At 73.5% G+C, this 19,813-nt stretch carries 20 protein-coding genes; 13 read left to right on the forward strand and 7 right to left on the reverse strand.

The window, feature by feature from the left end; all coding sequences use genetic code 11:
• The first annotated feature begins 264 nt into the window (after positions 1-264).
• The 4 genes from IE252_RS09575 (at position 265) to IE252_RS09590 (ending at position 2,756) form a co-directional block, all read left to right on the forward strand.
• Complete coding sequence (locus IE252_RS09575) at positions 265-1,146, forward strand: PAC2 family protein (RefSeq protein ID WP_373298536.1); 882 nt, start codon at positions 265-267, stop codon at positions 1,144-1,146.
• Between the two features lie 88 nt (positions 1,147-1,234).
• Positions 1,235-1,837, forward strand: a complete 603-nt coding sequence (coaE, locus tag IE252_RS09580; protein WP_190088880.1) for a dephospho-CoA kinase — start codon at positions 1,235-1,237, stop codon at positions 1,835-1,837.
• Between the two features lie 67 nt (positions 1,838-1,904).
• The gene (locus IE252_RS09585; RefSeq protein WP_190088881.1) at positions 1,905-2,291 is read left to right on the forward strand and encodes a DUF3592 domain-containing protein; all 387 of its coding nucleotides are present in this window, start codon (positions 1,905-1,907) and stop codon (positions 2,289-2,291) included.
• A 93-nt stretch (positions 2,292-2,384) separates the two neighbouring features.
• Positions 2,385-2,756 carry a tetratricopeptide repeat protein gene (locus IE252_RS09590; RefSeq protein ID WP_190088882.1) on the forward strand — a complete coding sequence of 124 codons (372 nt, stop codon included), beginning with the start codon at positions 2,385-2,387 and terminating at the stop codon, positions 2,754-2,756.
• Here the strand turns inward: IE252_RS09590 and IE252_RS09595 are convergent.
• A complete protein-coding gene (locus IE252_RS09595) occupies positions 2,753-3,013 on the reverse strand; it encodes a DUF6343 family protein (RefSeq protein WP_190088883.1) in 261 nt (86 codons plus the stop codon). The genes IE252_RS09590 and IE252_RS09595 overlap by 4 nt on opposite strands.
• Positions 3,014-3,150: 137 nt before the next feature.
• Between IE252_RS09595 and IE252_RS09600 the strand changes: the two genes are divergently transcribed.
• Complete coding sequence (locus IE252_RS09600; protein WP_190088994.1) at positions 3,151-4,059, forward strand: acyltransferase domain-containing protein; 909 nt, start codon at positions 3,151-3,153, stop codon at positions 4,057-4,059.
• A 61-nt stretch (positions 4,060-4,120) separates the two neighbouring features.
• Here the strand turns inward: IE252_RS09600 and IE252_RS09605 are convergent, their stop codons facing one another.
• Positions 4,121-4,534, reverse strand: a complete 414-nt coding sequence (locus tag IE252_RS09605) for a hypothetical protein (RefSeq protein ID WP_229848142.1) — start codon at positions 4,532-4,534, stop codon at positions 4,121-4,123.
• 311 nt (positions 4,535-4,845) lie between these two features.
• On the opposite strand from IE252_RS09605, the gene IE252_RS09610 reads away from it, so the two are divergent.
• The 5 genes from IE252_RS09610 (at position 4,846) to IE252_RS09630 (ending at position 12,970) form a co-directional block, all read left to right on the forward strand.
• Positions 4,846-6,120, forward strand: a complete 1,275-nt coding sequence (locus IE252_RS09610) for an esterase/lipase family protein (protein ID WP_190088884.1) — start codon at positions 4,846-4,848, stop codon at positions 6,118-6,120.
• 39 nt (positions 6,121-6,159) lie between these two features.
• Positions 6,160-7,209, forward strand: a complete 1,050-nt coding sequence (locus IE252_RS09615) for an alpha/beta fold hydrolase (RefSeq protein ID WP_190088885.1) — start codon at positions 6,160-6,162, stop codon at positions 7,207-7,209.
• 7 nt (positions 7,210-7,216) lie between these two features.
• Positions 7,217-8,728, forward strand: coding sequence for a carboxylesterase/lipase family protein (locus IE252_RS09620; protein ID WP_190088886.1), 1,512 nt, complete (start codon positions 7,217-7,219; stop codon positions 8,726-8,728).
• Positions 8,729-8,829: 101 nt separating this feature from the next.
• Positions 8,830-11,652, forward strand: a complete 2,823-nt coding sequence (locus IE252_RS09625) for an SCO1167/SCO6262 family helicase (protein ID WP_190088887.1) — start codon at positions 8,830-8,832, stop codon at positions 11,650-11,652.
• Positions 11,653-11,746: 94 nt separating this feature from the next.
• A complete protein-coding gene (locus IE252_RS09630) occupies positions 11,747-12,970 on the forward strand; it encodes an SWIM zinc finger family protein (protein WP_190088888.1) in 1,224 nt (407 codons plus the stop codon).
• Between the two features lie 19 nt (positions 12,971-12,989).
• Here the strand turns inward: IE252_RS09630 and IE252_RS09635 are convergent, their stop codons facing one another.
• Together IE252_RS09635 and IE252_RS09640 are read right to left on the reverse strand one after the other, a co-directional pair.
• The gene (locus IE252_RS09635) at positions 12,990-13,673 is read right to left on the reverse strand and encodes a DUF2293 domain-containing protein (protein WP_190088889.1); all 684 of its coding nucleotides are present in this window, start codon (positions 13,671-13,673) and stop codon (positions 12,990-12,992) included.
• A 114-nt stretch (positions 13,674-13,787) separates the two neighbouring features.
• Positions 13,788-14,999, reverse strand: a complete 1,212-nt coding sequence (locus IE252_RS09640; protein WP_190088890.1) for a pyridoxal phosphate-dependent aminotransferase — start codon at positions 14,997-14,999, stop codon at positions 13,788-13,790.
• 115 nt (positions 15,000-15,114) lie between these two features.
• Here IE252_RS09640 and IE252_RS09645 point away from each other — a divergent pair, with 115 nt between their 5' ends.
• Together IE252_RS09645 and IE252_RS09650 are read left to right on the forward strand one after the other, a co-directional pair.
• Entirely contained in the window at positions 15,115-15,765 is a 651-nt protein-coding gene (locus IE252_RS09645; RefSeq protein ID WP_190088891.1) for a winged helix-turn-helix transcriptional regulator, read from the forward strand.
• A gap of 90 nt (positions 15,766-15,855) precedes the next feature.
• Positions 15,856-16,497, forward strand: a complete 642-nt coding sequence (locus tag IE252_RS09650) for a nucleoside/nucleotide kinase family protein (protein ID WP_190088892.1) — start codon at positions 15,856-15,858, stop codon at positions 16,495-16,497.
• Between the two features lie 6 nt (positions 16,498-16,503).
• On the opposite strand, the gene IE252_RS09655 is transcribed toward IE252_RS09650, so the two are convergent.
• Complete coding sequence (locus tag IE252_RS09655; RefSeq protein WP_190088893.1) at positions 16,504-17,466, reverse strand: carbohydrate kinase family protein; 963 nt, start codon at positions 17,464-17,466, stop codon at positions 16,504-16,506.
• The gene (locus tag IE252_RS09660; RefSeq protein ID WP_190088894.1) at positions 17,463-18,368 is read right to left on the reverse strand and encodes a pseudouridine-5'-phosphate glycosidase; all 906 of its coding nucleotides are present in this window, start codon (positions 18,366-18,368) and stop codon (positions 17,463-17,465) included. Before IE252_RS09660 ends, IE252_RS09655 begins: the two co-directional genes overlap by 4 nt.
• A gap of 196 nt (positions 18,369-18,564) precedes the next feature.
• Between IE252_RS09660 and IE252_RS09665 the strand changes: the two genes are divergently transcribed.
• Positions 18,565-18,954 carry a cupin domain-containing protein gene (locus IE252_RS09665; RefSeq protein ID WP_190088895.1) on the forward strand — a complete coding sequence of 130 codons (390 nt, stop codon included), beginning with the start codon at positions 18,565-18,567 and terminating at the stop codon, positions 18,952-18,954.
• Between the two features lie 54 nt (positions 18,955-19,008).
• Here IE252_RS09665 and IE252_RS09670 read toward each other — a convergent pair whose 3' ends face one another.
• Entirely contained in the window at positions 19,009-19,590 is a 582-nt protein-coding gene (locus tag IE252_RS09670) for a methylated-DNA--[protein]-cysteine S-methyltransferase (RefSeq protein WP_190088896.1), read from the reverse strand.
• Positions 19,591-19,813 lie beyond the last annotated feature (223 nt).

The raw sequence follows: 19,813 nt of genomic DNA on the forward strand, positions 1-19,813 counted from the left end.
CGCGTTTCTGAACCGCGTGCCGTCAGGTGACGGTAGGAAGGGTGCGTGGGCATGTCAAGGTCCGGACCAGTGGCCGGAAACGGCGGACCGGGCCGGGCGGGGGCCCGTTCCGGCCGTTGTGAGAACAGCATGTGAAACGCACGCGCGCGGGAATGCCGCTGTCCGAGGGGGCGTTCTTCCCTACGAACACGAGGAGGAGCGGTAATCGTGCTTGATCCGCAGGGTTTGTACGAATGGGAGCCGAAGGGCCTCGCAGTCGTCGACATGGCGCTCGCGCAGGAGTCGGCCGGCCTGGTCATGCTGTACCACTTCGACGGATACATCGATGCGGGTGAGACCGGCGAGCAGATCGTCGGGAAGCTGCTGGACAGCCTGCCCCACCAGGTGGTGGCGCGTTTCGACCACGACAGACTTGTCGACTACCGCGCCCGCCGGCCGCTGCTGACCTTCAAGCGGGACCGCTGGACGGACTTCGAGACCCCCGCGATCGAGGTGCGCCTGGTGCAGGACGCCACGGGCGCGCCGTTCCTGCTGATGTCGGGCCCCGAGCCGGACGTGGAGTGGGAGCGTTTCGCCGTCGCCGTACGGCAGATCGTCGAGCGCCTCGGCGTGCGCCTTTCGGTCAACTTCCACGGCATTCCGATGGGCGTTCCGCACACCCGCCCCGTCGGCATCACGCCGCACGGCAACCGCACGGACCTGATGCCGGGTCACCGCTCGCCCTTCGACGAGGCGCAAGTGCCCGGCAGCGCCGAGTCGTTGATCGAGTACCGGCTGATGGAAGCCGGACACGACGTCCTCGGCGTGGCCACGCACGTCCCGCACTACGTGGCGCGGTCGGCCTACCCGGACGCGGCGCTGACCGCCCTGGAGGCGATCACGGCGGCCACCGGTCTGGTGCTGCCGAGCATCGCGCACGGCCTGCGGACCGAGGCGCAGCGCACCCAGACGGAGATCGAGCGTCAGATCGGCGAGGGCGACGAGGAACTCGTCACGCTCGTGCAGGGACTTGAGCACCAGTACGACGCGATCGCGGGCGCCGAGACCCGGGGCAATCTGGTCGCCGAACCGGCGGACCTGCCGTCGGCGGACGAACTGGGCCGCGAGTTCGAGCGGTTCCTCGCGGAGCGCGAGGGAGACGTCTGACGGCCGGGCGGCCTCTGTAATGGCCCGGCGTAACGGCCCGAAGGGCCTGGGACCGACGGCATGAGCGGCATCCCTTAGGCTGCCGCTCATGCTGAAGGTGGGCCTGACCGGCGGAATCGGCGCCGGCAAGAGCGAAGTGTCGCGCATGCTCGTCTCGTACGGGGCGGTGCTGATCGACGCCGACAAGATCGCCCGCGAAGTGGTCGAGCCCGGAACCGAGGGGCTGGCGGCGGTGGTCGAGGCGTTCGGCGCCGGGATCCTCACGGCGGACGGCACCCTGGACCGACCGGCCCTGGGCGCGATCGTCTTCGCCGACCCCGCGAAGCTCGCGGTCCTGAACGGCATCGTCCACCCGCTCGTCGGCGCGCGCTCGGCGGAGCTGGAGGCGGCCGCGGGCCCGGACTCGGTGGTGGTCCACGACGTCCCGCTGCTGACCGAGAACGGTCTGGCCCCCCTGTACGACCTGGTGGTGGTCGTCGACGCCGCCCCCGTCACTCAGCTGGACCGGCTGACGCGGCTGCGCGGCATGGCGAAGCCCGAGGCCGAGGCAAGGATGGCGGCCCAGGCGACGCGCGAGCAGCGGCTGGCCGTGGCGGACCTGGTCATCGACAACGACGGCCCGCTGGAAGCGCTGGAACCCCAGGTCAGGAAGGTGTGGGGCGAGCTCCTGGAGCGGGCGGCCGCACGCTAGGGCGGGCCTTCCGGCAGGAAGTCTCAAATCCCCGCACCGCCTCGCCTCCCGGGATTACGATCCCGATGTGCTCTTCGTACTGGCGGGTTTCACGGTCTTCGGCGGGCTGGTGGCGCTGCTGGCCGGTGCGTACGGGCTGCGCGAGACCCGGCGCATCGCGGCGGCGGGCGCCGCCACCTGGGCGCTGGTCAAGCCCGCCCCGCCCGGGTCCGGACGCCCGCTCCTCCAGTACGAGACGGCCGACGGCCGGGTCCTGGAGCTGCCGTCGCCCGTGCTGCCCACCCGCCGCGAGCCACTGACCCCGGGCGCGCGCGTGCACCTCTCCTACGACCCGGCCGACCCGCGCGAGGTCATTCTGCTCGGCCGGGAACGAACGGGCCTGGACCGTACGTTTGTAGCGGCAGGAGCCGCCGTACTGGCCGTGGGTCTGGTCCTGGCGATGGCCGCGCTGTGAGCGCGCCTCGCACTCCGTGACGGGCGGAATGAATACGGAATATGGGAACTGGGCAGTGCGTTGTCATCGCGCAGCGAGGGAAAGGACTCGACCGTGGCCGAGAGCACCCCGGAAACGCACGTCATCGACTTCCGCGCGGCGGAGCAGCTGCTGGCTGCCCGTGACCCTCGCGGCGCGGTGAAGCTCCTCGACTCGGTCGTCGCGGCCCACCCCGAGAACACCGCGGCCCGCCTCCTGCGCGCCCGCGCGTTCTTCGCCGCGGCCCAACTCCGCGCGGCGGAACTGGAGTTCCAGCTGGTCCTGGAGCGCGAGCCGGACAACGCCTTCGCCCACTTCGCCCTGGCCCGCACCTACGAACGCACGGCCCGCCCCGACCAGGCGGTCCGCCACTTCCGCCTGGCGGCGGCCCTGGACCCGAAGCCGGAGTACGTGGAAGCGGCGCGGTTCGACGTGGACGGCGTCTAACGCCGCCGAGGCGGCTCATAGGGCGGAACGTCGGGGCCCGGCTGATAGTGGGGCCCCTGGTGGATGTGGTGGATGATCATGGCGAGGTCGATCGTGATCACCAGGGCGAGTGCCGCGCACGCCGCCATCCAGCCGGGGTGGTTCTCCAGGGCGAAGCCCGCCGTGCCCGCGAGGGCCCAGATCAAGCCCCAGACGCTCAGCCAGAACCGCATCCGCAGGGGACTGCGCGCGGTCGTGGGTTCACTCCCAGTGCGCATCGCCATCGCCTCTTCCAGGGGAATTTTACCCACTGGGTGGCTGGATCGGGCTGTTCGGTGGGGTCTTGTTGGGCGGCAACCCCGGTTCCCGTGACCGGGTGCCGCATAGGGTGACGCGCATGGTGGACGAGGACGCGCTGTTGCCGGTGGGGGACGAGTTGCCCGAGGTGCTGCTCGACCTCGCCGTACCGCACGAGGACATCAATGAACTCGTGGGGATCGTGCGGAGGGTGGGGCGTGATCCGGAGGTGGGCGGGCTGCTGGAAGAGTCCGTTCGAGTGCTCGTACGGGACATCGGCGGTGTCGGATTTCAGCCTGAAATGCCCGCGATTCCTGAAGGGTTGGGGGGATCGGCGGCCGTCCGGCGGCTCTTTCCCGTCCTCGTCCTGCTCGCCGCACTGCCGCATACGCGCGCGTACCACGACGAACGCGCCGTGCCCGCCGTCGTCGCCCGCCGCACCCTCGCCGACCTCGGACGCCATATGGCCGTTCACCGCAGGCGCCACGGGAACGCCGGTCTGGACTTCCCGCGCTGGCTGTGGCCGCACTTTCGCGGGGAGCTCTACCAGTTGGGGCGGTTGCAGTTCCAGCGGGCCAGGCTCGGGGAGCGCACCGGTGCGGCGGTGGGGGCCGCCGGGCTGCCGCTCGGGCCCGGCGACGCCTGCCTCAGCATCCATATCCCGGACTTCCGGGGGCCGTTGACCCCGCGGGCGTGCGACGCCTCGCTCGCGCTGGCCAGGGACTTCTTCGCGCTCCACTACCCCGAGGAGACCTACCGGGTGGCCGTCTGCCACTCGTGGCTGCTCGACGCGCAGTTGCAGAGGTATCTGCCCGAGGAGTCCAACATCGTCCGCTTCCAGCGCCGGTTCCGCACCCCGTATCGGGACACCGAAGCGGATGATCGACTTCCTGTCTTCTTCGTCTTCGGGGATCCGGACCTGCCCGTGGAGGCGCTGCTCCAGCGCACCGCCGTGGAGCGCGCCGTCGCGGGCCATCTGCTCGCGGGCGAGCACTGGTACCACGGACACGGGTGGTTCGAGCTGTGATCCGCGTGCCCCGTACGGTTCGAGCTGTGATCGGTACGCCCCGTACGCGCCCGGCCCGGTGTCAGTGCACGAACGCGTAGCTGCGCCAGGGCGGGGTGTTCGGCGCGATGTTGTCCCCGAGACGGCTCGGGATGTACGCCATCTCCTTGCCGCGGCAGTCCAGCGTCCGGTACACGCGGACGTCCGCCAGCGTGTTGTTGAGGACGGCCGTGGCGCCCGTCGGCGCCATCCGGTGGCAGCCCTTGATCGGCGGGCTGCTGATCTTGACGATCCGCTCCGCCGCGGTCGAGTACGAGAAGGTGCCGACCGCCGTACGGCCGAGGCCGGAGCAGGCCGCGGTGGCGAGCGTGAGCAGCGCCGCCCCGGCGGCGAAGCCGAGCCGCCTCCTGGTGGACGCCGACCGCGCCCACGTGGAGCGCCCCGACGGGGACGGCTCGGGCGGGCGCGGCGCGAGCTGGGACACAGGCACGGACATGAGCGGTCCTCGTCTGTACGGTCTGTACGGTGTGCGGCGGTGGTACGGCGGTCAGTACCGCCACCCTGCCCGGTGCGCGCCACCCGGGCATCCCGTACGCGGCCGGCCGGGCGACGCCGCTCCGACGAGCCTTCGGCTGGCAGCTCGCACATGCTCGCCCCCCACATCCGCTGGCCTGGTTATGTGGCGCGCGCATATCCCCGACCCGTGCACCGGCTGCCTAGCGTCTTGGGCGCAGCCAGATCAGCCTAGGCAGAGGGGGCCCGGACGTGCGTAGCAGACACCGTGGGGGATGGAGGGCGGCGCTCGCCGTGACAGCGGCGCTCGGCGCGCTTCTGACGGCGGGAGGCACCGCCACAGCCGGAAGCGGCGCCGCAGCGGGCAGCACCGCCGCCCCGCCCCCGTACCTCACCCAGGAGGCCTCCTACGGCTCCGGCACCGTCACCAACGGCTGGGAGAAGGTCGAGCGCTACCGCGACACCACCCCGGGCTTCCAGGCGGCCGCCTCCGAGGGCTATCCGCCGGACGGCCGCGGCAACCAGGACGGCGTCCGCGTCACCTATTTCGGTGGCGTCGCCCGCCCCACCTCCGACCGCTTCCTGCTCTACTCGGCCCCCGGCTGGAACACCGGCACCAAGCCCACCCCCGTCCTCCTGGTGCACGGCGCCAACGACTCCGCCGACCGGGCCTGGGCCAACCCCGGCGAGTCCGGCGGCTACGGCTGCGGCGCGCTGTCGTGCCCCTCGACCGGCCTGATGCAGTACCTGGCGGGCCGCGGCCACCGCGTCTTCGCCATCGGCTTCGCCCACAAGCAGGGCGACAACCTGATGCAGGCGCAGGCCGTCGGCGACGCCGTCGCCCTCATCAAGGCGAAGCTGGGCGTCGCCCAGGTGGACCTGGTCGGCTGGAGCAAGGGGGAGCTCTCCACGCGCGCGTACGTCTCGTCCCTCAAGCCCTCCTGGGGCCGCGGCTACGCCGGTGACGTACGGAAGCTGATCACGCTCGGCGGCCCCAACGGCGGCTTCGACTACCCGTACGCCCACGGCTGGGCCCACGACTTCTCGATCTGGCCGGAGTGCGGCGGCAAGATCAACGCGCCCTCCCCGCACTCCCGGATGACCTGCTACGGGACGTACACGGCGCACCCCGAGTTCTCCATGACGCCGTCCGGCGGCTACGACGACTACCCCGGCCAGCGGCAGATGCTGGCCCGCTGGGACGGCGTGTACGGCGTCGACCAGACGGCCCAGGACTGGTACACGACGTACTACGGGGGCCAGGGCTTCTACACGGCCGGTGACGGCATCCAGCCGGCCATCGAGGCGGGGTCGCTGGTCGTCCCGCTGCAGCGCGCCGGAATCCCCGCCTCCGTCCCCACGTACCTGCTGGCGGGCGGCTCGCCGACCGTCGTCGGCATCTACAACGAGAACCGCGGCCCGAGCGACGGGGTCGTCTTCGTCTCCAGCGCGCTCGACACGACCGGCGTCGCCAACGTCGGCGGCAAGGCCACCGTGACCGGCGCCAACCACCTCGAACTCGGCTGGAACAGCGCCTCACAGGCCCAGGTCGCCGCCTGGCTGGCCTGACCACTGCCTCTAGAGTCCCGAAGCCGAAGGACGGCCCGTATGCCCACGCTCACCGCCCGCCGGGTTCCGACCGCCCGGCTCACCCAGCACATCCTGGAGGACGCCTCCAGGGACGCGGGCGAACCGGTCGTCTTCGTGCACGGCAACGTGTCCTCCTCCGCCTTCTGGCAGGACGCCATGCTCGCCCTGCCCGAGCGCTACCGGCCGATCGCCGTCGATCTGCGCGGCTTCGGCGGCACCGACCCGCTGCCGGTCGACGCGACCCGTGGACTGCGCGACTACGCCGACGACTTGATGGCGCTCCTCGAAGCGCTGCATATGGAGCGCGCACACTTGGTCGGCTGGTCCATGGGAGGCGGTGTGGTGCTTCAACACATGAGGGACCGGCCCACCACGGTGCGCTCGCTGACACTGGTCAACCCGGTCTCTCCGTACGGCTTCGGGGGCACCAAGGGCGTGGACGGGCGGCTCAACTCACCGGACGGCGCGGGCTCGGGCGGCGGCACCGCCAACCCCGACTTCGTACGGCTGCTGGCCGAGGGTGACCGGGGCGAGACCTCTCCGCTCTCGCCCCGCAACGTGCTCGCGCTCTGCTACGTCAAGCCACCGCTGCGGCTCAAAAGGGAGGACGAGTACGTCGAGGCGATGCTCGGCACCCGGCTCGGCGACGATCACTACCCCGGCGACAGCAAGCCCTGCGATGCCTGGCCCGGCACCGCTCCGGGCACGCGCGGGGTGCTCAACTGCCTGGCCCCGACCCACTTCCGCCTCGACGACCTGCACACCGCCCTCGCCGCGCTCCCCGTGAAACCGCCGGTGACCTGGGTGCGCGGCGAGGACGATGTGATCGTCTCCGACACCTCGCTCTTCGACCTCGCCCACCTGGGCGCGATCGGCGCGGTGCCCGGCTGGGACGGCACCCCGGCGCAGCCGATGGTCAGCCAGACACGGCACGTTCTCGCCCTTTACGCGCGCGTGGGCGGCAGGGTACGAGAGGTGACGGTGCCCGGAGCAGGGCACGCGGTGCACGTCGAACGCCCACAGGAGTTCGGCGTGGCCCTGCTGGAGACGCTGGCCGAAGGAGTCTGAGAACCAGATGGAACCGATCAAGCCGGTGGAACCGCCCGCCACGCATGTGTGCACGACCCGGCAGGGCGCGGTGCGCGGCCGGACCGGGAGCGCCGCGGTGACGTCCTTCCTCGGCATCCCGTACGCGGCACCGCCGTTCGGGCCGCTGCGGTTTCGCGAACCGGCCCCGGCGGCCTCCTGGGAGGGCGTACGGGACGCGTTCGCGCACGGCCCGTCGGCGCCCCGGGCGCCGTACGCCCCGCCCATGGACGCCCTCATCCCGGACGCCGACGGCGGGCAGGGCGAGGACTGCCTCAACCTCAGCGTGTGGACCCCGCACCCCGGGCCGGGCGGCGGCCTGCCGGTGATGGTCTGGCTGCACGGCGGGGCGTTCTCCAACGGCTCGGGGGTGGGTCCGGCGTACGACGGCGCCGCCTTCGCGCGCGACGGCGTCGTCTGCGTGAACGTCAACTACCGCCTCGGTACGGACGGTTTCCTGCGGCTGCCGGACAGGCCGGACAACCGCGGGCTGCTCGACCAGATCGCCGCCCTGGAGTGGGTCCGCGACAACATCGAGGGCTTCGGCGGCGACCCGGACCGGGTGACCGTGTTCGGCGAGTCGGCGGGCGGGATGAGCATCGGCGTCCTGCTCGCGCAGCCACGCGTGCGTGGGCTGTTCCGTCGGGCCGTCCTGCAGAGCGGCGCCGCCCACCACTTCCTGCGGCCCGCCACGGCCGACCTGATCACCGGGCACCTCGCGGCCGCGCTGGGCATCGAGGCGACGGGGACGGCGCTGACCGAGGCGTTCGCCCGTGTCCCCTTCGGGGACCTGCTGCCCGCCCAGGCCCGGCTGCGGGCCGAGATGGGCGCCCGCCCGGACCCGGCGCTGTGGGGCGAGGCGGTGCTCAACATGATGCCCTTCGAGCCGGTCCTGGACGCGCTGCCGCTGCCGTCCGCCGACTGCGGGGTGGACCTGCTCGTCGGCAGCAACCGCGAGGAGTACCGCCTCTTCCTGGTCCCCACCGAACGGCTGCACCTCCTGAGCGAGCGGAAGCTGCGCGGGACGACCGAGGAGTACGGGCTCGACCCCGACAAGGCGCTGCCGGTCTACGCCGAGAGCCGCCCCGGCGCCGGCCCCGGTGAGATCTTCGACGCCGTCGCGACCGACTGGTTCTACCGGATCCCCGCCCTCCGCGTCGCCGAGTCCGTGCCCGGCACGCACGTGTACGAGTTCGCCTGGCGCTCGCCGCAGTACGGCGGTCTCCTCGGCGCCTGCCACAGCGCGGAGCTCGGCTTCGTCTTCGACAACCTCCGCGACCCGGTGTACGCCCCGATGCTCGGCGACCGCCCGCCGCAGGACCTCGCGGATGCGATGCACGGCGCGTGGGTGGCCTTCGCGGCGACCGGCGACCCGGGCTGGGACGCCTACGATTGCGAGACCCGCACGACGATGGTCTTCGGTGCATCGCCGGACGCCCCGACCGAGCTGGTCCGGGACCCGCGAGCGGCGGAACGTGCCTTGTGGGAGGGGGTGCGCTGAGGCCGCGGACCCCGATTGTCAGACCCCGCCCGTAAGGTCGTAGGGCAGTCGCGGATCGCGTGCCGATCCGCGGCCCTACGCACGAGGGGAGGTGACCTGACATGACATGGCCCGAGCTGACGACGGCGCCCGCGCCGCTGCCCGGCGTGTCCGCCGCCGCGGTGTTCCTGCCCGCGGGCCTGCCGCGCGAAGGGAAGGTCGCCTTCTGGGACCCGGCGGGCGGTCCGCTGCCCCAAGGCGGTGCGGGTGAGGTCACCGAGCTGACCGTGGTGCGGCGCCACGGCGGCGGCGCCGGGCGGCGCACCGTCGCGGCCCTGCTGCTGCCCGTCACCGAGGCCCTGCCCCTGCTCGTCCGGGCCCGGCGCCACCCCGCCGCGCACCCGGCGGCCGCCTGCTGGGGCGCCGCCGCGCTGCACGCCCTGCACCTGGTCGCGCGCGGCAGGCTGCTGCCCGGCCTGACCGGCACCGATCACGACGCCTGGCGGGCGGGCCCGCTGGACGCCGACGACATCGCCCAGCTCCGGGCCATCGCCGCCGCGATGCCGTACGAGGCGTACGGAGTCCCGGTGCAGGCCCGCGGCCCGCTGCGGCTGCCCGACCCGGAGGCGCTGGTGCGCGCCTTCCTGGACGCGGTCGCGGACAGCCTGCCGCGCACCCCGGCCGCCGCCCATGCGGTCGGCCCGGCGTTCGCGGCGGCCGAGCCCCAGCACCTGCCCGGCGCGCGCGTGTGGGCGGCGGAGGCGGCGGCGGGCATGGACGCGGGCGTACGGGTGTCCCTGCGCCTGGACCTGTCCGGCTACGGGACGTTCGACAGCGACCACGACGAGGACGCGCGGCGCGCGGGCTCCGCGATCGTCCAGGTCCACAGCCTCGCCGACCCCACCCTGGTGGTCGACGCGGCGGGCCTGTGGGAGGGCGAGCGGTCCGACGCGTTCGGCCCGCGCGCGCGGATCGACGCCCTGCTCGCGCTGCGCCGGGCCGCCCGGGTCTGGCCACCCCTGGGCCTGCTGCTCGAACGGTCGGTGCCGGACGTGCTGCCGCTCACCGAGAGCGAGCTGTACGACCTGCTGGGCTCGGCCGCGACCCGCCTGGACGCGGCGGGGGTCGCCGTGCACTGGCCGCGCGAGCTGGCCCGCACCCTGAGCGCCACGGCCGTCGTACGGCCCGCGCCGGGCTCGGCGACCGACGGCACGGCGTTCTTCGACGCCGGGGAACTACTCGCCTTCAACTGGGAGCTGGCGCTCGGCGGCGAGCCGCTCAGCCAGTCGGAGATGGACACCCTGGCCGAGGCCCACCGCCCGATCGTGCGGCTGCGCGACCAGTGGGTGGTGGCCGACCCCGAGCTCGTACGGAAGGCGAGGAAGCGGGACCTGGGGCTGCTCGACCCCGTGGACGCACTCTCCGTCGCGCTCACCGGCACCGCCGAGGTCGACGGCGAGATCGTCGAGGCGGTCCCGGCCGGCGCGCTGGCCGTCCTGCGCGACCGCCTCACCGAGGGTCCGCAGGCCACCGTCCAGCCCCCGGGCCTGGACGCCACCCTGCGCGACTACCAGCTGCGCGGCCTCGCCTGGCTGGACCTGATGACCTCGCTCGGCCTCGGCGGCTGCCTCGCGGACGACATGGGCTTGGGCAAGACGATCACCGTGATCGCCCTCCATCTGCGCCGCGCCCGCCCCGAACCGACGCTCGTGGTCTGCCCGGCCTCGCTGCTCGGCAACTGGCAGCGCGAGATCGCCCGGTTCGCGCCCGGCGTTCCCGTGCGGCGCTTCCACGGCAGCGACCGCAGCCTGGCGGACGTGGCGGGCGGCTTCGTCCTCACCACGTACGGGACGATGCGCGGCAGCGCCCCCCAACTGGCCGCGCACACCTGGGGGATGGTCGTCGCGGACGAGGCGCAGCACGTCAAGAACCCTCTCTCGGCGACGGCCAAGGCCCTGCGTACCGTCCCCGCGCCCGCGCGCGTCGCCCTCACCGGCACCCCCGTCGAGAACAACCTCTCCGAGCTGTGGGCCCTGCTCGACTGGACGACGCCCGGGCTGCTCGGACCGCTCAAGTCGTTCCGCGCCCGCCACGCGCGCGCCGTGGAGAACGGCGAGGACGCGCAGGCGGCCGAGCGCCTGGCCCGGCTGGTCCGTCCCTTCCTCCTGCGGAGGAAGAAGTCCGACCCGGGCATCGTGCCCGAGCTGCCGCCCAAGACGGAGACCGACCACCCGGTCCCGCTCACCCGCGAACAGGCCTCGCTCTACGAGGCGGTCGTCCGGGAGGCCATGGCCGGGGTCGAGGCGGCCGAGGGCATCACCCGCCGCGCCCTGATCATGAAGCTCCTGACGGCCCTGAAGCAGATCTGCAACCACCCGGCGCAGTACCTGAAGGAGACCGCGCCCCGGCTGCACGCCCGCTCCGGCAAGCTGACCCTCCTCGACGAACTGCTGGACACGATCCTCGCGGAGGACGGCTCGGTCCTCGTCTTCACCCAGTACGTGGCGATGGCCCGGCTGCTCTCCGCGCACCTCACCGCGCGCGGCGTCCCCTCCCAACTCCTGCACGGCGGAACGCCGGTGGCGGAGCGGGACCGTCTGGTGGACGCGTTCCAGTCCGGCGAGGTCCCCGTCTTCATCCTCTCCCTGAAGGCGGCGGGGACCGGCCTCAACCTGACCCGGGCGGGCCACGTCGTCCACTACGACCGGTGGTGGAACCCGGCCGTGGAGGAGCAGGCCACCGACCGCGCGTACCGCATCGGCCAGACCCAGCCGGTGCAGGTCCACCGCCTGATCGCCGAGGGCACCGTGGAGGACCGCATCGCGGAGATGCTCGCGGCGAAGCGCGCCCTGGCCGACGCGGTCCTGGGCTCCGGCGAGAGCGCCCTGACCGAGCTCACCGACCGCGAACTGGCGGACCTCATCTCTCTGAGGAGGGGAGCGTGAACGGCCACCGCTGCCCGCCGCACGCGCTCCCGACAGGGCACACCGCGCCCCCGACAAGGCACCTTCCCCGCCCCGCCCCCGAGAGGAGGCCCGTATGAGTCCGCTCCCCACCGCCCGGCACGACGACCGCCGCCGCACCTTCCCGGCCCTGGGCGCCCGTTCGGAGCGGACGGGTACGTGGTGGGGCGACGCCTGGGTGGAGGCGCTGGAGGACCTGGCCCTGGACCCGGCCCGACTGGCCCGTGGCCGGACCTACGCGCAGGCGGGCCACGTCGACGCGATCACCGTCACGCCCGGCCGGATCACCGCGTACGTACACGGCTCCCGCCCCCGCCCGTACCGTACGGAACTGCGTCTGCGCACCCTGCCTGACCAGGCGTGGGAGGACTTCCTGGACACGGCCGCCCAGGACCCCGCCCACATCGCGGCGCTGCTCGACAAGGACCTGCCGCACACCCTCGCCGACCAGGTCGACCTGCTCCCCGCATCCGGCGACCTGGTCCCCGACTGCTCCTGCCCCGACGACGGTTACCCGTGCAAGCACGCGGCGGCGCTCTGCTACCAGACGGCCCGGCTCCTCGACGAGGACCCGTTCGTCCTCCTGCTGATGCGCGGCCGGGGCGAGCAGGAGACGCTCGCCGCGCTCACCCGCCGCAACACCGCCCGGATGGCGGTGGAGCGGGAGACGCCCGCGCCCGAACTCCCCACGGTCGCCGCCCGCGAGGCCGTCCGCGCCGCCTCGCGGCCCGAGCTGCCGCCCCCGTTCCCGCCCCCGCCGCGCGCGGGCCATCCGCCGGCCTTCCCCACCCTCCAGGGCGCCCCCGACGCGCTCGCGCTCGATCTGCTGGCCACCGAGGCGGCGGCCCGGGCGCACGCATTGCTGACCACAGGCGAGGACCCGATCGCGTCCCTTTCGCCGTGGCAGGACGCGGTCCGCCTGGCGGCTGCGCACCCGGGTTCCGGCGTGACCTCCACGACCAGGGCGCTGTACGCCGCCCTGTCCCAGGCCACCGGCCGCACCCCCACCGACCTGGCCCGCGCGGTGGCCGCCTGGCGCCAGGGCGGCCTGGCGGCGCTCTCCGTCCTGGAGGCACCCTGGGACCCCCCGGCGGGCCCGTTCGACCGAGCCCGCCCCGCCCTGACGGCCGCCGGCCACCCCGGCTTCCGCCCCTGGCGCAACCACCTCTCCACCCCCACCACCCAACTCCGCTACGGCCGCGACGGCCTCTGGTACGCGTACGAGTCCGACCCGGGGCGGGAGGACTGGTGGCCTCGGGGGATACCGGCGCAGGACCCGGTGGAGGCGGTCATACGGTGATGCCGCCGCCGCGCCGGTGTCACCGTTCCCGCCCGTCCGCCCAACCCGCCAGCACCGCCTCCACCCCCGCAGCCACCCGTGCCCGGGCCCGGTTGCGCGGCACCCTGGCCATCAGGAGCTCGTCGTAAGGCGTGTCCAGGTGGCGTACGGATGCTCGGAGCGCGGCCGTTACCGCGGTCTCGTCCAGGGCGCGGCCCGCCGCGCTGCGGCCCACGCGGCCGCTGCCGCGGACCGAGGTGTGGACCGCGACGTGATGGGCCCGTTCGGGCGGGCAGCCCGGGAACAGGCGCAGGATCTCGGCCTCCAGGGCCGCGGTGAAGCGGACGTCCTCGGCGGCCCGTCGGAGCGCGTCGCGGGCGCGCCGGCGCGCGCGGGCCTCCGCGTCGGCGAGACAGCGCTGCTCGGCGACGGCGAGCGCCGCCTCCTCTACGAGGACGCCCTGGCGTTCGTACCGGCGTCGACGGCGGTTGAAGCGGATCACGACGGCCGAGAGCGTGCTCTCCTCGCGGGCGCGGCGCGTCAGGGCGGTGTCGCCGCGCGGCAGGAACACGAGGTGGCCGAGGTCCCCGCAGTCCAGGCAGCGCGGGGCGCCGGAATCCAGGACGATCCGGGGGAGGGGGCCCCGGTCGCACTCGGCGCAGCGGTGATGCCGTCTGGGTTCGATGACGAGAATGGGGCGCCTCCCTCTCCCGTTTCCCCCCACCTTCCCGATCCCTCGGCGCGCGTTCGGGTAAACCGGGTGCGAGGGATACACCGGGTGCGAGGGACACCGGCTGCCCAGGGCGCGCGCCCCGCCCTGGGCAGCCGGTACACGCTCCTACTGCCGGTACCCGCTCAAGAACCGCCCGATCCGGCTGATCGCCGCGTCCAGGTCGTCCGCGTGCGGGAGCGTCAGGATGCGGAAGTGGTCCGGGCGCGGCCAGTTGAAGCCCGTGCCCTGGACCACCTGGATCTTCTCCCGCAGCAGCAGGTCAAGGACGAACTTCTCGTCGTCTTCGATCGGGTGAACCTTGGGGTCGATCCGGGGGAACGCGTACAGCGCGCCCTTCGGCTTCACGCAGGACACGCCCGGGATCTCGTTCAGCTTCTCCCAGGCCCGGTTGCGCTGTTCGTGCAGCCGTCCGCCGGGCGCGGTCAGCTCCTTGATGGACTGGCGGCCGCCGAGCGCGGCCTGGATGGCGTACTGGGCGGGCGCGTTGGGGCACAGCCGCATGGAGGCGAGCATGGTGAGCCCCTCCAAGTAGTTCTTGGCGTGCTGCTGGGGGCCGCTGACGACCAGCCAGCCGGAGCGGAACCCGGCCACGCGGTACGTCTTCGACAGCCCGCTGAAGGTGAGGACGACCAGGTCGGGGGCGAGGGCGGCGGCGGTGTGGGCGACGGCGTCGTCGTAGACGATCTGGTCGTAGATCTCGTCCGCGAACACCATCAGCTGGTGGCGGCGGGCCAGGTCGAGGATGCCCTCGATGACCTCCTTCGGATACACCGCGCCCGTGGGGTTGTTGGGGTTGATGATGACGACGGCCTTGGTGCGGTCGGTGATCTTCGACGCCATGTCGTCGAGGTCGGGGTACCACTCGGCCGACTCGTCGCAGATGTAGTGGACGGCCTTGCCGCCGGCGAGCGTGGTGACGGCGGTCCACAGGGGGAAGTCCGGTGCGGGGATGAGGACTTCGTCGCCGTCTTCGAGCAGTGCCTGTACGGCCATGGAGACCAGTTCGGAGACGCCGTTGCCGAGGAAGACGTCGTCGACGGAGACGTCCGGCAGGCCCATCGCCTGGTAGCGCTGGGCGACGGCGCGGCGGGCCGACAGGATGCCGCGCGAGTCCGTGTAGCCGTGGGCCTGCGGAAGCATCCGGATCATGTCCTGGAGGATCTCCTCCGGTGCCTCGAAGCCGAAGAGCGCCGGGTTGCCGGTATTGAGGCGCAGCACGCTGTGGCCCGCCTCCTCCAGCGCGTTGGCGTGCTCGATCACCGGGCCGCGGATCTCGTAACAGACCTCGCTCAGCTTGCTCGACTGCCGGAACTCCATGCCGTGGCCCTCCCGCGGTGCCCAGATCCCTCTGGCGTGACTCGCCCGTACTGCGTCACTTGGTTTTACCAAGTTGGAGCTTGGAAAGTCCAACATCTTGTCTAGACTGCGTCGTATGCCACGTCAGCCACGCCGTCGAAGCTACGACCAGTACTGCGCCGCTGCCCGCGCCCTCGATGCCGTCGGGGACCGGTGGACGCTGTTGATCGTCCGGGAACTCCTCGCCGGACCGCGTCGTTATACAGATCTGCACGCGGATCTGCCGGGCGTCTCCACGGACGTGCTCGCCTCCCGGCTCAAGGACATGGAGCGCGAGGAGCTGGCGACCCGCCGCAAGCTGCCCCCGCCCGCGGCCGCGACGGTGTACGAACTGACCGCGCGCGGACGCGAGTTGCTGCCCGTGCTGACCGCCCTCGCCGCGTGGGGCGCGCCGGAGCTCGCCGAGCGGCGGCCCACCGACGCCGTGCGCGCGCACTGGTTCGCGATCCCGCTGATCCCGCTGCTGCGCCGCCTTCCGTACGCCCCTGCGGTCCTCGACGTACGCCTGGACGAGGGCGAGTTCCACGTCCGGACCGACGGATCCGCAGGGGGCGGCGCGGTGTACGGCGACGGGCCCGCGCCGGACGCCGACGCCCGGCTCGTCCTGGACGCCGACACCTGCCGCGCGCTCGCGGAAGGCGCGCTGACGGTCGAGGAGGGCGTCAAGGACGGGCGGATCGAGGTGACGGGCGAGGGGCCCGTCGCGGCGGCGCTGCGGGGCGAGTGACCAACCCTCCGTAAGGAGGGGCTGTACGGAACCTCTGCGTGCCCCCGGGGTCGCCGCCGCGCCCGCCGGAGCGGCCCGCATCATGGAGGCGTGCGACTCGAAGCGATCACGTGGGAACGGCTGACCGAGGCCCTGGCGGAACGGGCCGTGGACGCGCAGGCCGAGGGCGACGCCCCCTGGCTGCGCGTCGGCGTCGACGGGGCGCCCGCGGCCCGTCCCGGTGAGCTGGCGCAGTCGCTCGCCGAGGCGCTGCGCATACGGGGGCGGTCGGTGCTCGCCCTGTCCACGGAGGGCTTCCTGCGGCCCGCCTCGCTGCGCTACGAGTACGGGCGCGAGGACCCGGACACGTACTTCGACGGCTGGTTCGACACCGCCGCGCTGTGGCGGGAGGTGTTCGACCCGCTGGAGGACGGGGGCAGCGGCCGGGTGCTGCCCGACCTCTGGGATCCGGTGACGGACCGGGCGACCCGGAGCGGGTACCGACTCCTCCCGAAGGGAGGAGTGCTGCTGGTGCACGGGCCGTTGCTGCTGGGCCGCTGGTTCCCCTTCGACCTCACCGTCCACGTCCGCCTCTCACCGGGCGCGCTGCGGCGGCGTACGGAGGAGGGCGCCCGGTGGACGCTCGCCGCGTTCGAGCGGTACGAGGACGAGGTGCGGCCCGCCGAGAGCGCCGACGTGGTCGTACGTGCCGACGACCCCGGGCATCCGGCGTGGAACGGCAAGGCGGGCTGACCAGGGTCAGTTGGGTACGGGTGGCCGTCCGCCCACCACCGTCACCGCCTCCGCGCCCGCCCGACAGCCGGCCGCCGCCGCCCCGGCCGGGTCCGCGCCCGCGAGGAGGGCGGCGAGGAAGCCGCCGGTGAAGGCGTCGCCCGCGCCCGTCGAGTCGACGGCCGCCGCACCCGGCGGCGGGGCCGCCACCCGGGCGACGACCTCACCGGCCACCGCCACCAGCGCCCCGGCAGCGCCGAGCGTGACCGCGACCAGCGGGAACCTGCAGCTCAACTCCACCGCCGCTTCTGCCGGTTCGGCGCATCCGGTGAGCAGCCGCGCCTCGTCGGCGTTGGGCAGCAGCACCTCCACGCCCTCGGCCGCCGCCAGGAACCGCTCGACGCCCAGCTCGGCCAGGAACCCCGCCGACGCGGGATCCAGGCTCACCGGAACCCCGGCGTCCAGCGCCGAACGGCAGGCCGTGAGGGCCAGTTCACGGCTCGCGTCGGCGAAGAACAGATAGCCGGAGAGGTGCAGCCGGCCGACGCCGTCCAGGAGCGCGGGGTCCCAGTCGGCGGGGGATATCCGCAGTACGGCGCCGCTGTCGGTGAGGAAGGTGCGCTCGGCGGTCGCGGTGTCGACCAGCGAGACGACGGTGGCGGTGGGCGCCGCCGGGTCCGCGATCAGCAGCGGCCGTACGCCCGCGCGCCGCAGCCGGCGCTCGTGCCAGGCCAGCGCGTCGCTGCCGACCCGGCCCAGGACCCGCACGTCCGCGCAGCCCGAACGGGCCGCCCAGCAGGCCGCGTTGGCTCCTGCCCCGCCCGGGACCGTACGGATCTCGGCCGCCGTGTCCGTGGCGGGCGCCAGCGGGCCCCGGTGCCGGGCGACGACGTCGGTCACCACGTCCCCGACGACCAGGAGCCCGCGGGGCGCGGAGCCTCCGGGGGCCGAAGCGGTCCGGTCCGCCGCCCCGGCGGGCGCATCCGTCACAGCGCCGCCGCGATCGCCGCCGCGAGCCGTACGTTGCCGCGCACCGCCGCCACGTTCGCCTCCAGGGACGCCCCGCCGGTGTGCCGCATCAGATGGTCGAGCAGGAACGGGGTGACGGCCTGGCCCGTGATCCCCTGCTCCCGGCACGCGGCCAGGGCCTCGGCCAGCACCCGGTCGTGCAGCTCGGGGTCGAGCTGTTCGGCCTCCGGCACCGGATTGGCCACGATCAGCGCCGAGTCGGGGCCGATCGCGTCATGGGAGCGCAGCACGTCGGCGGCCTCCTCGGGGGTGCGCACCGTCCAGTCGACCGGCTCGCCGGAGTCGGCCAGATAGAACCCGGGGAAGCGGTCCGTCCCGTAGCCGACCACCCCGATGCCCAGCGTCTCCAGCCGTTGCAACGTCGCCGGTACGTCGAGGATCGACTTCACCCCCGCACACACCACCGCGACCGGCGTCCGGGAGAGGAGTGCCAGGTCCGCCGACTCGTCCTGGGTCTCGGTCCAGCCGCGGTGCACGCCGCCGAGCCCGCCGGTGGCGAAGACGCGGATGTCCGCCCAGTGGGCCAGATACGCGGTCGCGGAGACGGTGGTGGCCCCGCTCGCGCCCGCGGCCAGCGCCATCGGCAGGTCGCGGTGGCCTAGCTTGCGCAGCCCGCCGCCCGCGATCCGCTCCAACTGGTCCTTGTCCAGGCCGACATGGGGCCGCCCGTCCAGGACGGCGACCGTGGCGGGGACGGCGCCCCCGGCCCGTACCAGCTCCTCCAGCTCCGTCGCCACCCGCAGATTGCGAGGGCGCGGCAGTCCATGGGCGATGATCGTGGACTCCAGGGCGACCACCGGACGCCCCTCGGCCAGGGCCTCGCGCACCTCTTGGGACACCTTGAGTACGTCGTCGTAGGACATGCCCCATCCCTGGCGCGCCCGCGCACCGCGTAAACGTCACTTCTGCGATCACCTGTGCGAGGCGCGCGGAGGCGGCGGCCGCGAGGCCTACGGGGCCCGCCCCCGCGACCCACTCACGGGGAGTCTGCTCCCGGCCGACGGTTCCGGCCAGAGGCGGCGTCGAGCGCGGCGCAGGACATGGCTAGATTGGCGCGCCATGACGACCAATGATCACATCGAGACCCCTTCCGTCGACGCGGCCGCACCGGCCTCGTTCGTCGTCCACATCCCGGACGCGGAGCTGGAGCCGGAGCCCCTGGACCCCGGCCAGATCGTCTCGGGCACTCCCGAGGTCACCGGCAAGGTGCTGTGGGAGTCGCCCGACGGCAAGCAGGTGCGCGGCATCTGGCAGATCACTCCCGGCGTGGTGACCGACACCGAGGCCAACGAGCTCTTCGTGGTGGTCAGCGGGCGCGCGACCGTCGAGGTGGCGGGCGGCGACACCCTGGAGCTCGGCCCCGGCGACGCGTGCGTGCTGCGCGAGGGCGACCGGACGACGTGGACCGTGCACGAGACGCTGCGCAAGGCGTACCACATCAGCCTCTAGCGGCTCCTCGAGCGCCTCGCGGCCCCGGCCCGGCCTGAGCGGCCCTGGGGACACTCAGAACAGCGGCTGCGGCAGCACCCCTTCCAGGGCGAGCAGCCGCCGCTTGGTCTCCAGGCCGCCGCCGAACCCGCCGAGCCCGCCGTCGCTCTCCACCACCCGGTGGCAGGGCACCACGACGGGCAGCGGGTTGGACCCCATCGCGGCGCCCACCGCCTGCGCCGCCCGGGGCTGGCCGACCCGGTCGGCGAGGTCGCCGTACCCCACCACCGTCCCGTACGGAACGGTCGCCTCCAGCTCGCGCAGCACCTGGCGGTTGAACCCGGAGGAGAGCGACCAGTCCAGCGGCAGCTCGAACGCGCGCAGGTCACCCGCGAAGTACGCCTCCAGCTGGCGTATGGGCTCGGCCAGCGGGCCCGTGCCGTCCTCCGGGCGGGCCGGGACCGGCGCGGACCCCAGCCGGGCCGCCAGGCCGCGCAGCGCCTTGTCCCGGACCGCCTCCCGGGCGTGGAAGACCACGTTCACCAGGCCCTGGTCGGTCGCGGCGAGGAGCAGGGGGCCGATGTCGCTGCCGACGACCGCCCACACCACCCGCTCCGGCCCCCGCGGGGCCCGCTCGAACTGCTCGTCGCTGTTCATGTCGCCACCGTACGACCCGCCACTGACAACGCCCGCCGGGCCGGTTTCCGGGCCCCGGTCCGTCCGGTCTCCGGAGGGCCGGTCGCCGCCCATCGGACGGGTTCGGCCGCCCTCTCGCGGACGCCGGGAACGGAGCCCCCGGGTCCGGGGTGTCGACAAATTGGCGTGAAAATGTTTGCCTGTCGCTCGGCGAGCCTTAATGTCGCCCCGAACCAGGGCCTCC

The organism is Streptomyces melanogenes (assembly GCF_014649795.1).
Lineage (GTDB): Bacteria > Actinomycetota > Actinomycetes > Streptomycetales > Streptomycetaceae > Streptomyces > Streptomyces noboritoensis.